This is a genomic window from Pseudomonas sp. HP_12 (assembly GCF_055283955.1).
Genome location: NZ_JBTOQG010000020.1, coordinates 14,519 through 28,791, shown reverse-complemented (window position 1 = coordinate 28,791; position 14,273 = coordinate 14,519). Strand labels below are relative to the sequence as shown.

The window sequence follows — 14,273 nt, the reverse complement described above, 5'->3', positions numbered from 1 at the left end:
TTTTTCGGAAAAGCGACCAACGCGCGCGCAGGTCATTCTTTTGAATGATTCCGCAAATGTGAAACGACGACGCCGGCTGTCAGAAAACAGACCAACCTATTCGCGAACTCAGCAACTCCAGCGCCGCCATTCCGGCGAGGGAATTTCCGGCGGCATTCAGCTCAGGCGACCACACGCACACGGTGAACTGCCCTGGCACGATCGCTACAATTCCGCCCCCTACCCCGCTCTTGCCGGGCAATCCCACGCGATAGGCGAAATTGCCGGCTTCGTCATACAGCCCGCTGGTGGCCATGATCGAGTTCACTTGCTGAGTCTGGCGCGGCGTCAGGATCTGCTCACCGCTGTGCTTGCAGAACCCGTTGTTCGCCAGAAAGCAGAACGCCCGGGCCAGATCGAGGCAACTCATCTTCAGCGCGCAGCAACTGAAATAACTGCGCAGCACGGTTTCGACCTCGTTATGGAAGTTGCCGAAGGACTGCATCAGGTAGGCCATCGCCGCGTTGCGTGCGCGAAATTGATACTCGGAATCCGCCACCCGGGCATCGATCAAAACGTGAGGATTGCCCGACAGCCGCCGCACGAAATCGCGCATCGATAATGTCGGAGCGGCGAAACGGGATTGGTTGATGTCGCAAATCACCAGGGCGCCGGCGTTGATAAAGGGATTACGCGGCCGTCCGCGCTCGAACTCCAGCTGCACCAGCGAGTTGAACGGCTGACCCGACGGCTCATGACCCAGACGCTCCCAGATGGCCTCACCGGAATGGCCGATCGCCTGAACCAGGCTGAACACCTTGGAAATGCTCTGCACCGAAAACGGCTCCAGCGCGTCGCCGGCGCAGTAATAGGTGCCATCGTTGCCATACACGGCAATGCCCAACTGCTGCGCCGGCACATCGGCCAGCGCGGGAATGTAATCAGCCACCTTGCCCTGGCCGATCAAGGGACGCACTTCGTCGAGAATCTCGTTCAACAGCGTTTGCATGGAAGGTCCTGGCGTTGATCCCCTGACGGCAGCAGGGGTTAGGGTTCATGACGAATGCCAGAGGGGCGGGATCACACAATTGGGCAGGATTTTGGTTTTTGTTGCGGGTGGATGTGCACGTTGGGGTTGGCAAGCGTTGGTTGGCCGACAGCGCTTATGGGGCGGATTTTTTGGGAAATTTGCCCTGCCATCAGATCGAGGTGTCGTGACTGAATGCTTGCCGCAGCGCCGCGATGGCTTGATCGATGGATGGGCCTTCTATGGATGGCGGATCGGGACGCTCACAGAACTCTCGCCACACGAAAAGGGTTAGTTCTGCGCCGTCGGTTTGGTTGGAACCGTCAGGAGGCGAGCCGAAAGTTTGCAGCGATCTGTAGCGCTCGTCCTGCCAGAACAGCGCCTCGACCCACGGGTAGATCGGGATGAAATGGAAGTGAATGGAGTGACCCGCGTCATGGCCGAAACGGCCGATGTAGAGGCGGTTGGGGTGCAGGTGGGTTTCGATGGCTTGCTGGATTTTCGCCTGTAATGGACCTAGCTCGGTCAGCGCTTCGTTTGGCAGGGTTGCCAGCGAGTGGGCCATCTGCTTTGCGCTGAGCATCAGGTAGCCCGGGAGGTGGCTGTCCAGGCGGTGGTTGATGAGCCAGTGGGTGGTTTCGTGGATGACGAGATGAGGGGGTATATGCATAAGGTGGCCCTATGTGAACGCTGCAGCCTGTTCTGCCGAATGGCAAAAAGAGCAGGCATCTTATGGAACAGCTCACAGACCAAGCCAAGGGATCCATGAGGATAGCTTCGCGTGTCCACAGCGAAAGCAGGTGACTTCAAATGCTAACCTCTCCCAGCAAGCCTGCTGAATATATTACGTCTTCTGGCTTTAAGTTCGACATCAAGCAAAGTTAATACTTGAGTTAGAAAGGTGTACAGATCACCTTCGAAATAATCTTCAACGAAAGATGTGTCCTGCCCAAACGGAGGATGTACATACTCCAAGCCTTCGGGCCCCATATGACTTTTAATGTAATTTCTGATCTTTTTTTTGAGAAAAACGACATTCAATATATTGCGCTCATCAACGTATTTTTCAACTATCTCCTCCAAATTCAGAGGCGTAAATTGCGCTTTGTCGTCGTCAGATAAAAATTCACCCACACCGTCACCGACATCGAAAATGAAGTCAGTCATTAATCCGTACGCCATAACGCTAGTCTCTTAATGATGGAACGGATGCCGGCGAGGCAGTTCAATCTATGGCGCCCGTCGCTGATGAACAAGCTCGTATGAATACTCGCGCTTGGCACTCTTCGCATCAAGCAATCCAGAACAGCGATTTTTCCCTGCATGAAACAGCGTCCTCCAAAGGATGGATGAGTCCATCAGATGTGCATCAGAATGCTCCGGCGAAAAAGACTGAATGAGATATCTTGTCGAGCCCTGGATCTGCAGATAACCCAAGGACGCCAATGCTCAGTTCGCTCATATCAAATGGTCAGCCACAACCCCCCGCCCCATCAGAACTGATGGTGCCTTGGTGAAGCTTTACGAAAACAGTCCTGGCGGCAACGGCCCTCTCCTCAGTGCGTGATGGGCTGATCGGACTGGACGACGCTATCCCCGATCAGCCTTTCACGTTACGCCAGCTACTGCGGCATGAGGCTGGGCTCGCTGATTATGGCGAACTGGCGGAGTATCACGCCGCCGTTGCTCAAGGCGAGTCAGCGTGGTCAGCAGACGAAATGATGCGACGTCTTGACGGCACTCGACTTCGATACAACCCCGGAACCAGTTGGCGCTACTCGAATGTCGGGTACATGCTGATCGGCAAGCTTATAGAGCGACTAACGGACCTGGCGCTTGATGATGCGGTGAGTCAACGAGCACTTAATCCGCTGGGGCTGTCGAACGTCCGCTTCGCCAAAACGCGAGCTGATTTACAAACCACCCATCTCGGAAGCACCTCTGACTACGACCCCGCCTGGGTCTACCATGGCTTGCTGATCGGTCCGATTTCGCAAGCAGCAATAGGCCTGGATCGACTCATGTCCGGTGACCTGCTCCCGACAAACCTGCTTCAGGAAATGCAGGCAGCACGAGCATTGGGCGGCGCGATTCCCGGGCGTCCGTGGGTCACTGCCGGCTATGGCCTTGGTGTCATGCAGGGTTCGATTGACGGCGGCTTTACCCTGTGCGGACATACCGGCGGCGGACCTGGCAGCGTCATTGCCGTTTACCGTATCTGCGACGGTGACACATCGGCGTGTTGCGCAGCGTTTGAAGTGAACGCCAGTGAAGGAGCGGTCGAAGCCTTTGTTGCTGAACAGCTGATCCAAGTCCTGCGTCAGGGGACGTGATTGCCGAGAGGTACCCCAGCGCTCAGGCCAGAAGCGGGGATTGGTGTGGGTACACACTCACGACCACACACTTTTAAAAATGCCGACGCTCATGCAGCATGCGTTGACGTTAACAGCAGCGGCGGAACAACCGTTCAGTCGCTCTTCAAGCAAACCCTAAACAAGGACGCGAGACGGGAAATGAAGCTAATCGCTGCGCAGATTCTCCCTGTGCCGGGGGAGTACGAAAAAAACATCGCCAGACATATTGAGGTCATCCACTTGGCGGCAAGCCAGGGTGCCAATCTCGTGCTGTTTCCCGAGCTTTCCCTCACGGGTTACGAGCCGAGGCTGGCTGAGGTCCTGGCGGTGCATCCGAGTGATAGCCGTTTTGATGAGTTCCAGAGATTGAGCGACCGGTACGGGATGCTCATCGCTGTGGGTGCGCCAACCAGAGGAGCTAAAGGCACCGAGATCAGCATGATCAGTTTCCAGCCCGGGCTGGAGCGCACCTGCTATTCGAAACAGCATCTGCACCCTGACGAATTACCTTTTTTCACACCGGGCACTCGGAAGCGTGTGCTGAGTCAGGCAGATTTAGTCCTGGCCCCCGCCATCTGCTACGAATCACTGCAACCCAGCCATGCAGAAGAAGCCGCAGCGTCTGGCGCTCAGGTGTATTTAGCGAGCGTGGCGAAGTCTGCGAGAGGGACTGCACTGGCAAACAGTCATTATCCGATGATTGCCAAAAAGCATTCCATGACGGTGGTGATGGCGAACTGCGTAGGTCCCGCCGACGATTATGTCGCCGCGGGTGGCTCTTCAATCTGGAACAGTCACGGTGAACTTGTGTGCAGCGCCGATGCCGTTAGCGAGGCATTGGTGGCGTATGACATTCTGACCGGAGAAGCGAGTGTTTTCAGTATCCGCTATCGGGCCTGATCAGGTAGCGCGTAAGCCACGATGTAATCGCCTTGCTGCGTGGCGGTGGAGTTGCCACCGGCGCTGATGATTTCCCGGGTAACCGGGCCGTTCAGAAGCTGCTGACATTGGGCGCTGGAACAACGCTTTACTGCCAGCAGCATCCTGCTAAGAGGCGTGTGTTTCGGGGAGGGGCTCTTCCACCGGGCGGATCCTGAACCAGATAGAGTACATGGCCGGCAGGAAGACCAGGGTTATGACGGTTCCTCCCAGAGTACCGCCTATCAAGGTGTAGGCCAGGGTGCCCCAGAACACTGAATGGGTCAGCGGGATGAATGCCAGGATCGCCGCCATTGCCGTAAGCAATACCGGCCGTGCTCGCTGCACCGTGGCCTCGACCACGGCGTGAAACGGGTCAAGACCTTGCTTTTCGTTGTGGTCGATCTGTCCGATCAGGATCAGAGTGTTGCGCATCAGAATGCCGGACAAAGCGATCAGCCCTACCAGGGCATTAATGCCGAAAGGCTGGTTGAACAAGAGCAAGGCGGGCACTACCCCGACCAGTCCAAGCGGTGCGGTCAGGAAAACCATCACCATCGCGGACATGGACCGTACCTGGATGATGATGATCAGCAGCGTGACGGCAATCATGATCGGAAACAGCGGCAGCAACGCTACGGTGGCCTTCGCCGACTCCTCGATGGCACCGGCCTGCTCGATCCGATATCTGTCTGGAAGGCTGGCGATGATGGGCTGCAATTCCCTTGCGATCTCGGAAGAAACGTCCGGCGGCTGCAGGTCTTCTGCAATATCGCCGCGCACGGTGATGGTCGGCATGCGATCACGGCGCCGCAGGATGGGATCTTCCATGCGCACACTGACGTCACCTATCTGAGAAAGCGGGATCCGCTGACCTGCCGAACCTGTCAGAGTGAAGCCCTCAATCTTTGCAGGATCGAGCCGGATACCGCCTGCTGCCCGCCCGATCACCTCCACCGAACGGATATCTTCACGAACAGCCGTTATCGGTACACCCGAGAGTAAAAACTGCAGCTGCTGGGCAACTGCGCTGGACGTAAGCCCCACTGCCTGCAACCGGTCCTGGTCCAGAGAAAAATGCAGCGACGGCACCCTTGGGCCCCAATCGCTATTGACCGTGCGCATCATAGGGTTTGCCTGCATGACGCTTTGCACTCGCCCCGCAATCTCACGCAATTTATCGGGATCTGGTCCCATCACCCGGTATGCGACAGGAAAGGGTGAATAAGGGCCGAAGACAAGCTGAGTGGCTCGAACGCGCGCTTCGGACGCGAGCCCTTCAGCGACCGCTTGCCGAATATGCAATTTGAGCGCTTCGCGCGCCTCTTGGCTGTCCGTGAGCACGACGATTTTTGCAAACGATGGATCCGGTAACTCAGGCGCCATTGCCAGGTAAAACCGCGGGGAACCCTGCCCGATATAGGAGGTTACGATTTTCGCGGCATTCTGCTGTCGGAGCCATGCCTCGATCTTCGCCGTCGTCGCACTGGTCTGTTCAATCGAGGTGCCATAGGGCATTTGCACCTCGATCAATACTTCAGGACGATCAGAGGTCGGGAAAAACTGCTTTTTGACCAGTCCCATTCCCACAATGGCCACGGCAAATATCAGAACGACCCCACCCGCCACCCACCATTTATGCCCGATCACGCGGGTCAACACCCGACGGAAACGGTCGTAATGCCGCGTGTCATAGATCGCGGCATGCCCACCTTCCACCGGTTTGATCTCGGGCAGCATCTTCACACCCAGATAAGGCGTGAAGACCACAGCGACTACCCAGGAGGCAATCAGAGCAATGCCTACGATCCAGAACATGTTGCTGGTGTATTCGCCGGCCGTTGACTGTGCAAAACCGTTGGGCATAAAGCCAACCGCCGTGACTAAAGTGCCGGCCAGCATGGGCGCTGCAGTGTGGCTCCAGGCGTAGGCCGATGCCTTGATGCGGTCATAGCCCTCTTCCATTTTCACCACCATCATTTCGATAGCGATAATGGCGTCATCCACCAACAGGCCAAGCGCCAGGATCAGAGAGCCCAGGGTAATCCGGTCAAAATTCTTGCCCGAGGCTTCCATGACCACAAACACGATCGCCAGTGTGAGCGGCACTGCCGCCGTTACGACGACACCCACGCGCCAACCCATGCTGAGGAAGCAGACCAGCATCACCACGAGCAGCGCGACGAAGAATTTGATCATGAACTCGTCAACGGCCGAGCTGATGTTCACTGATTGGTCGGTGACCTTCGAAAGCCCCATTCCCAGAGGCATGCCCTGGTTGATTTTGACAGTTTCGGCATCCAGCGCCTTGCCAAGGTCCAGCCCGTTCCAGCCATCACGCATGACGATGCCTAACAACAAGGCAGGCTCACCCTGGTTGCGGACCATAAAGGTCGCGGGGTCCTCATACCCACGCTCAACAGTCGCCACGTCTGACAGCTTCAACGTTCTAGCCTGCACGACGATCGGGGTATTGCGGATACTGTCGAGCTTGTCGAAAGCGCCATCCAGGCGCAAGAGCACTTGGGGCCCGCTGGTTTCAATCGAACCGGCCGGGGTCAAGGCATTCTGGCTGTTCAGTGCAGCGAAAATATCCTGAGGAGCAATACCCAGCGTCGCCAGCCGCTCATGGGAGAACGACACGAAGATGCGCTCGGTCTGCTCGCCGATAATGTTTATCTTTTTGACGCCCGGTACATGCAGCAGACGCTGGCGCAGCGATTCGGCATCGCGCACCAATAAACGTTGGGGCTCGCCTTTGGCTTTGAGCGCAAATAGCGCGAAGGTCACGTCCGAGAACTCATCATTGACCATCGGGCCAATAACGCCCGCAGGCAACGTTTTGGCCGCATCGCTCAGCTTTTTACGCGCTTGATAGAACTCTTCCTGCACCTCGGAGGGCGGGGTTTTATCCAACAGCGACACCATGGTGAAAGCAAGGCCAGGGCGGGTGTAAGTCTCGCTGCGGTCATACCATTTCAATTCCTGCATGCGTTTTTCAAGGGGCTCGGCCACTTGGTCCTGCATCTCTTGCGCGGTCGCACCCGGCCACACAGAGATGACGGTCATCTGTTTGACGGTGAACGGCGGGTCTTCTGCACGGCCCAGTTTGAAAAAAGAAAGCGTCCCCGCGACGCCGATCAACAAAATGAGAAACAGTGTGATGGACCGTTCGCGAACGGCCACTGCAGAAAGATTGAAACGGGACGCGCTCATGGTCGCTCCCCGTTGATACCGTCACCCGGCTGCTGGACCAGCACTTGCTCACCTTCGTGAAGTAAATGCGCTCCCAAGGCAACGATCTGTTCACCAGGCTTGACGCCGCCACTCACCGTCGCCGAGTCATCGCTCAAACCCAGCAGTTGAACCGCACGCCAGGAGACGGTCGCCGGCGTTCCCCCTACCACCCAAACGCCAGGGCCCCTGCCCGAGTCGTAGATGGCTGCCATTGGAACCGCGAGCGCAGGCTGGGCAGCCTTGCCGTCCGAGAGACGCAGCGTAACGGTAGACCCCAGCGGCGCGTTGGCGTCATCAAGCACATACCGTGCTTCGAATGTACGCGTGAGCGGATCGGCTGCGTCAGACAGCAGCCTGAGCCTGGCAAGGATGACCTTCGTATCGCTGCCGTAGAATTTAGCCTGAGCCAGGTCGCCGATGGCGGGCCGCACGGTTTCGGGCAAGTGAATAATGGCCTCGCGAGGCCCCGCCTTTGCCAGCCTTGCGACGGGTTGACCTGCGCTGACAACTTGCCCGGGCTCTGCCAGCGTTTCAACCACCACACCGTCGGCGTCGGCCAGCAAAGTGGCGTAGCCCGTGGCATTGCGCGCGACATTGGCCTGGGCTTGGGCGGCATTCAGTTCCGCCTTGGCCGTGTCGGCCATGGACTTGATCCGGTCGTATGCCGAGGCGGAAATCGCGCCTGCGGCAACCAGATCGCGATTCCGTGCTTCCTCATCGGCCGTTTGTTTGGCGCGCGCACCGGCGGCCGCAACGGCCTGCGTTTGGGCTTGCGCCTGAAGGCCCAGGTCGATGGGATCGAGGCGCATCAGGGGCTGTCCCCGTTTGACTGCCTGCCCCGTGTCAACCAGGCGCTCCAAGACCTTCCCCGACACACGAAAGCCCAAATCGCTTTGGACGCGAGCGACCACAACACCGCTAAACGATCGCGATGCCCCATCGGCGCTTGCAACAATGGCGGTTCTTACCAAAGGTGGCTGGGTTCGCGGATCGCGTTCGCTCGACGACTCACCACACGCAGTCAATACGAACGGAATTAAGCAAACGGCAATGGTTGCAGATTTGGACCGACGCATGGGATCCCTGGCTCATATCAAGTGGACAGGGAAGTGATTCTCTATAAAGTGACCAATTTAGTCAATGGTCACAGAGTTATGGAGCCAAGCTTCTTAGTATCAGCGCGGACAGATGCACCGGGGCGGTGGCCACAATGTCCAGGTTGTATTGCAACTGGACCGGGCTGATGTAGGGACGCATGACCAGATGGATCGCCTGAACGGCATCATCCAACGGGGTCTTTCGCTCGAACTCCCCAGACTGTCGCCCTTCGAGAACAATCTCCCGAACCAGCATTCCCAGGCGCTCGTCGTGTGCCACAGCAGAGGGCCATTGGTCTCGCCCCGCCACAGCGGCGATGTCATAGAGCTTGCGGTCGTGGAAAAACAGATCACTCCCAGCCTCTACAAGCGCGCGGAACATGCGCCGCAGCTTTTCGGAGGCTGTTGGCGCATCGGAGATCGCCGACTCTACGATGGCCATGATCATCGCCAGTCGGTTGGCGCAAATCACCTCACCGATAGCCTGCTTGGAGTCAAAGAATTTGTAGATGTAGGCTTTGGAGAATCCAATGGCCTTGGCCAGATCGGAGACCGTGGTCTTCTCATATCCGTAGTGACCGAAGTGCTGGGTGGCCGCTTCCACAACCTGGTCACGAACGCTATGGTCCGATGGCCCGCGAGGGGGCGTTGTTTTCATTTGATTAGTCATGTTTCCAGCTTAGCTCCACGAGCCCTGATTGACAACGAGTGACCATATCGTGATATCGTCACAGCCTAACTCAGATCAGGGAAAATTCAATGCGCTCGCTCTCTATGTACGCACTGGTCATCAGTACCAGCCTACTGGCGAGCTGCGCAGTGGGCCCGGATTATCTACGTCCACAAGCACCGATCAAAGACCGTTATCTGACGCAACCTGGTCTCGAAACCAATACTACCGTGGGTTCTGCAAGCAATGTCGTTTGGTGGCAGGGTTTCGATGACCCCTTGCTCAGTGATTTGGTCTCGCGGGCCCTTTCTAAAAATCTCAACCTGGCTCAATCCGACGCTCAACTCACCCAAGCGCGGGCACAACTCGGTTTTGCGACATCGGCGCTTCTGCCCTCCGGGAACATTAGCGCCCAGGCGGCACGCTCATATCAGTCGGTAGAGACACCGCTAGGCCAGGTCCTGGACTCCACGCCAGGCTATGATCGCTATGGCAATTCCTACGAAGCTGACCTCGGTGCCAGCTGGGAACTGGATGTGTTCGGCGGGCTGCGCCGCAGCAGGGAGGCAGCATTGGCCGAGTATGAGGCGTCTGAGGCAGGCGTCAGTGCAGCGAAGCTTGCAGTCGCGGCCCAAACGGCTGATACCTACATTACCGTCCGAGGCCTGCAGGCCCGCCTGGCTATAGCCTCCGAGCAGGTCAAAACGCAGGAAGACCTGTTAGAGAAGGTTCATCTTCTATACAGCAAGGGGCTGGCTCCAGAGTACCAAGTGCGTCAGACCCAAGGCGAGCTTGCACAGGCGCAGGCGAGCGTGCCAGTTCTGCGCGCGGCGCTTGATGCGGCTATGAATGGGCTGGACATCATGCTTGGCGTGCCCCCTGGTACCAATCGTCAAAATTTGGCGACAGCCCAAGGCATCCCGCGCCCTCCGCATCTCACGTCGACCGGCACACCCGCCGACCTTCTGCGCCGCAGGCCCGACCTCATCGTGGCAGAGCGTCGGCTCGCCGCTTCGAGCGCCCGGATTGGAGCGGCCGTGAGCGAGTACTACCCAAAGTTTTCCCTTAGTGCGTTGGTCGGGAGTGCGACAGCGGTATCCAGCGGCAATCTGTTCAGCAGCGGAGCGAACCAATCGGCAGGCATTCTAGGGCTGCGCTGGAGACTGTTCGATTTTGGCCGGGTAGACGCTCAAATCGAGCAAGCCAGGGGCGGAGAAGCTGAAGCGTTGGCTGCTTATCGGCAATCGGTCTTGCAGGCCACTGCCGATGTTGAAAACGCTCTCTCCGCCCTGACCAATCGAGAAGATCAGGCTGCAACGCTGACCAGAGGTGAAATCGCACTCACCGCCGCCAGACAATCTTCATTAACGGGATATCAAAAAGGCGCGGTCAGCTTGATTGAAGTGCTGCGCGCCGATGAAAAGCTGCTGCTGACATCCGATGCTCGCGCCCAGGCGCAGACAGAGTCGGCGCGCTCGGCCGTCGCCGTATTCAAAGCACTTGGTGGCGGATGGCAACCGACGCAGCCCGTCGTTGGCGCTCGATAGTCTTTGGAGAGCACGCCTATGCCGCTTCGCTGAGATACCTATAGGTCAGCAGGCACCTACCTGAACGTCATACCCTGCCCCGAAGTCATAAAAACACTTCAGCCACGCCCATCAAGGTGCCTTATGCGTTTGATACCCGAACTGAACAGCGAAGCTCACGTGCTGATTTGCGGCGCCAGTCGAGGTATCGGCCTGGCACTCTGCGCGGCATTGCTGGCTCGCGATGAGGTGGCTCAGGTGTGGGCAGTATCGCGAAGCGCCACCACCTCCACAGAGCTGGCAACCCTTGCAGCGCAATATGGCGACCGTCTGAAACCTGTCGACTGCGACGCGCGGGATGAGCAATCCCTCGAAGCGCTGGTGAGCGAGACGCTTGCAGGCTGCGAGCAACTGCACCTGGTTATCAGTGCGCTGGGCATTCTTCATCAGGACGGCGCCCGAGCAGAAAAGGGGCTGGCACAACTGACCCTTGCGGGCCTGCAATCGAGCTTCGCGACCAACACCTTTGCGCCGATCCTGCTGCTTAAACACCTGCTTCCGCTACTGCGCAGACAGCCTGCTACGTTCGCGGCGCTCTCCGCGAGGGTTGGCTCAATCGGCGATAACCGACTGGGTGGCTGGTACAGCTACAGAGCCAGCAAATCGGCGCTCAACCAGTTGCTGCACACCGCCAGTATCGAATTGAAACGCCTGAACCCTGCCTCGACCGTCCTGGCCATACACCCGGGCACGACCGACACGGAGCTGTCTCGGCCCTTCCAGGCGAACGTGCCTGAGGGCCAACTGTTCGAACCGGCGTACTCGGCGGACCGCATTCTTGAGGTGGTCGGCGCACACGGGCCGGCCGACAGCGGGACCTTTTGGGACTGGAACGACAAACCTATTGTCTGGTGACGTGTTCCACTGGCGAAGACATGACTTCGATCATTACTTCGCCAACGCTTTCACCAAGGCTGGCGTCACGTAATGCGGGCCGTCGAACAGGTAGAGTGGGTAGCCGTCATAGGCGGCCAGCTGCGGTTTGAGCTCGGCGGCCGTTGCGGAGCGGAAGCCGCCGCCGTAGTTGGGGCGGAAGGCTTCGACGATGATGCGCACGCGGTCCTTGCCCAAGCGTTCGCGCAGGGTGTCGGCGTAGGTGCGGGCTACCGGTGCGGTGCGGGCGTAAACGCCAACCCCGTCCTGAAAGAACACACCGATGTCGTCTGGCAGCCATTGCTTGAGCCAGTCGGCTGTGGCCGCCGGGCCGATGTTGGCGCCGTCATAGACGCTGATCCACAACGGACGCGGAAGCTTGGCCAGCAGCGCAGGCAGCTCCTTGGCACGGGTCCAGCTGGGGTCGACTTCCGCCGGGAAGTAATAACCGGTGACGTGCAACGGCGTCGGTAGTCTGGCGATGCGCTCCGAGACGGCAGCCAGTTGCTCGATGTTGTCCCGGGAGCGGTTCTCGCTGAAATATCCGGCCAGGCCGATGATTACATCCTGGGCCCAAGGCTCTTTAGCAATACGTGCCCAATCAGGCAGCACCGGTACGCTCGGCAGACCGGTGCCTGGCACGAATGCCTGATCGTCGACCACGGTCCATTGCACCAGCAATTCCCTGGCACCCAGCTGATCCCATTGCCCCTTGATGCCGACTGTTTTGTTATCGGGCTGCCAGACAATTCCAACGATGCCGGGGTCCAGCCGTTTTTGCGTGGTGGCGTAAAACATGGCGGTGCCTGTCACAAGTGTCGCTGCAAGCAGCAGAACACCTAGAGTGGCACGCCGGGGGGTCCTGCCGAGAACTTTCAAGGAAGCGCCTTTTTGATGCGCTGGTGCCACTGATTCAGCGACGTCACGCCCTTGGCGTTCCATTGGGTTGCTGCATCGGGGCCAAGGTGGAACTGACCCTCGTTGAATTGCCAGACGATCACCTGCGGCTTGTGCTGAGCAAAGTCCGGTGATTCCAGGTATTGCAGCAGTGTCGCCCAAGGTCCGACGTCGCCGGGGTTCCAGGTCAGTGTGACCGGGCGGTCCAAGGCGTTGGACAGTTTCTGCGTATAGCCAAGGTAAGGCTGCACGAAGCTGTTGCCGATGACCTGAACAGGGGCCGGGGCGTCGTCGATCAGCAGGTCTTTCTCGACCTGATGGCGCACGGTGTAAATGTCTCGGCCGATGGCCTTGCGCTTGATGGACGGCAGAAAGTTGCTGGCCAGATCGCCGAAGGCGCGCTTGTCGAACCATTCCCCCAGCACTGCACCGCCGCCGGGCTCACCCTGCAGGCGATAGCGTGCGGTGATCAGTTTCGCAGTGGCATCGGCTGTGTTTTCAGCGCTCCAGGCGGTCCAGTGGTAGTCGGCCCGGTAAAACGCCGTCTGCTTGCCTTGCTCGGTGGCTTGCAGTATCGGCTTGATGTTCAGGGTCGTCAGGCCAGCCTTGGCCAGTTCGCCTTGCAAACGGTCATAGCGCTGCACCACGGCCGGGCTCAACGGATGGTCGGCAGGCAGCCGTTGGGCGTAGAACGGCGCTTTCATCGGCACCACCAGCACCACGAGGGCGATTTTCTCCCGTTCAAGTTGCTGCTGGACGTCCTTGATCAGGGCGATGTCGCGCGCAATGCCGGGGTTGTCGACGGTGTTCAGGCTTTCCCACGCAGGAAATAACCAGCCGCCCTGCCCGGTGATCACTGCCGAGTCGGCCTGGGCAGCGGCGCCGGACAGGCTCAGCAGCGCGCCGGCAATCAGGCCGGATACCGAAGGGCGGCGCAGGATGTGGCGAGGCTTTACTAGAAAGGTCATGGGGCAGTCTGGTCAACGAGGCCGATCAGGCGGGGGGTCTGGCGTGAGCCGACCAGGAACAGGCTGTAACGGTCACCGGCCTTGAAGGGCTCAAGCTTGAGCGGCAGGCTGGCGCTTTGATCGCAGCTGGCAATCAGCGTCGCCTGCACCGGATTGATGGTGCGCTGCGCCTGGCCATTGAGCGGCAGCTGGCTGAACACGCTGGAACCGTTTGCCAGCTTGATCTCGGCTTTTTCACAGCCGGCGCTGAGGTTGTAGACGTTGAGTTCGGCGCGCAAGTCTTTGCCCCGCGGCTGCGGGTCGATCACCACCCGGGGGGCGGCCACCGGATCGCTGTTCAGAATCACCGTGACAAAGGCGTTTTTCGGCACGTTCAGGCCCTTGAGCTCACGCTGGTTGACCGTAATGCGCAGCGGTTGCCGCGAATCCACCACCTGGAAAGGACCGGCCACCACCGACTGCGCAGACAGGGCAACGCCGGGCTTGTTGTCCACGCTCACTTGCACGGCGCCGTCGGCGGGATTGACCACCCGCACCCAGGCCGAGCCTTCCGGCAGTTTCGGCGCATAGAGTTGAGCGATTTCCGACGCAGCCTGAGCCACTGTCGACGCCATGCCCAGGCTCAGTCCGAGCCCCATCAGCCAATACATACGAGGGTGCATATCCG

At 58.8% G+C, this 14,273-nt stretch carries 12 protein-coding genes and 1 pseudogene; 4 read left to right on the top strand and 9 right to left on the bottom strand.

Features of this window, described 5'->3' with window-relative positions; translation table 11 throughout:
- Positions 1 to 79: 79 nt before the first annotated feature.
- From glsB to ACYASU_RS14550, 3 genes are all read right to left on the bottom strand, one after another.
- Positions 80 to 988: a glutaminase B gene (glsB, locus tag ACYASU_RS14560; RefSeq protein ID WP_192174060.1), complete on the bottom strand. Its 909-nt coding sequence runs from the start codon at positions 986 to 988 to the stop codon at positions 80 to 82.
- A 190-nt stretch (positions 989 to 1,178) separates the two neighbouring features.
- The gene (locus tag ACYASU_RS14555) at positions 1,179 to 1,676 is read right to left on the bottom strand and encodes an HIT family protein (RefSeq protein ID WP_463583196.1); all 498 of its coding nucleotides are present in this window, start codon (positions 1,674 to 1,676) and stop codon (positions 1,179 to 1,181) included.
- A gap of 143 nt (positions 1,677 to 1,819) precedes the next feature.
- Positions 1,820 to 2,173 carry a hypothetical protein gene (locus tag ACYASU_RS14550; protein ID WP_463583195.1) on the bottom strand — a complete coding sequence of 118 codons (354 nt, stop codon included), beginning with the start codon at positions 2,171 to 2,173 and terminating at the stop codon, positions 1,820 to 1,822.
- 278 nt (positions 2,174 to 2,451) lie between these two features.
- Between ACYASU_RS14550 and ACYASU_RS14545 the strand changes: the two are divergent.
- Both ACYASU_RS14545 and ACYASU_RS14540 read left to right on the top strand, forming a co-directional pair.
- A pseudogene (locus ACYASU_RS14545) lies at positions 2,452 to 3,339 on the top strand (serine hydrolase domain-containing protein).
- A gap of 180 nt (positions 3,340 to 3,519) precedes the next feature.
- A complete protein-coding gene (locus ACYASU_RS14540; RefSeq protein ID WP_463583194.1) occupies positions 3,520 to 4,260 on the top strand; it encodes a carbon-nitrogen hydrolase family protein in 741 nt (246 codons plus the stop codon).
- A gap of 147 nt (positions 4,261 to 4,407) precedes the next feature.
- On the opposite strand, the gene ACYASU_RS14535 is transcribed toward ACYASU_RS14540, so the two are convergent.
- The 3 genes from ACYASU_RS14535 to ACYASU_RS14525 form a co-directional block, all read right to left on the bottom strand.
- Entirely contained in the window at positions 4,408 to 7,494 is a 3,087-nt protein-coding gene (locus tag ACYASU_RS14535) for an efflux RND transporter permease subunit (protein ID WP_463583193.1), read from the bottom strand.
- Positions 7,491 to 8,591, bottom strand: a complete 1,101-nt coding sequence (locus ACYASU_RS14530; RefSeq protein WP_463583192.1) for an efflux RND transporter periplasmic adaptor subunit — start codon at positions 8,589 to 8,591, stop codon at positions 7,491 to 7,493. The genes ACYASU_RS14535 and ACYASU_RS14530 overlap by 4 nt, the downstream gene beginning before the upstream one ends.
- Positions 8,592 to 8,667: 76 nt before the next feature.
- On the bottom strand, positions 8,668 to 9,282 hold the full coding sequence (locus ACYASU_RS14525) for a TetR/AcrR family transcriptional regulator (protein ID WP_282371734.1): 615 nt from the start codon (positions 9,280 to 9,282) through the stop codon (positions 8,668 to 8,670).
- A gap of 89 nt (positions 9,283 to 9,371) precedes the next feature.
- Here ACYASU_RS14525 and ACYASU_RS14520 point away from each other — a divergent pair, with 89 nt between their 5' ends.
- The gene (locus ACYASU_RS14520; RefSeq protein WP_463583191.1) at positions 9,372 to 10,829 is read left to right on the top strand and encodes an efflux transporter outer membrane subunit; all 1,458 of its coding nucleotides are present in this window, start codon (positions 9,372 to 9,374) and stop codon (positions 10,827 to 10,829) included.
- A 123-nt stretch (positions 10,830 to 10,952) separates the two neighbouring features.
- Positions 10,953 to 11,723: an SDR family NAD(P)-dependent oxidoreductase gene (locus ACYASU_RS14515; protein ID WP_463583190.1), complete on the top strand. Its 771-nt coding sequence runs from the start codon at positions 10,953 to 10,955 to the stop codon at positions 11,721 to 11,723.
- Positions 11,724 to 11,756: 33 nt separating this feature from the next.
- On the opposite strand, the gene ACYASU_RS14510 is transcribed toward ACYASU_RS14515, so the two are convergent.
- The 3 genes from ACYASU_RS14510 to ACYASU_RS14500 form a co-directional block, all read right to left on the bottom strand.
- Positions 11,757 to 12,539 carry an alpha-amylase family protein gene (locus ACYASU_RS14510; protein ID WP_244656015.1) on the bottom strand — a complete coding sequence of 261 codons (783 nt, stop codon included), beginning with the start codon at positions 12,537 to 12,539 and terminating at the stop codon, positions 11,757 to 11,759.
- Between the two features lie 77 nt (positions 12,540 to 12,616).
- Positions 12,617 to 13,606 (bottom strand): alginate O-acetyltransferase AlgX-related protein, encoded by a 990-nt coding sequence (locus ACYASU_RS14505; protein WP_463583189.1) that lies wholly within the window; start codon positions 13,604 to 13,606, stop codon positions 12,617 to 12,619.
- On the bottom strand, positions 13,603 to 14,268 hold the full coding sequence (locus tag ACYASU_RS14500; protein WP_463583188.1) for an alginate O-acetyltransferase AlgF: 666 nt from the start codon (positions 14,266 to 14,268) through the stop codon (positions 13,603 to 13,605). The genes ACYASU_RS14505 and ACYASU_RS14500 overlap by 4 nt, the downstream gene beginning before the upstream one ends.
- Positions 14,269 to 14,273 lie beyond the last annotated feature (5 nt).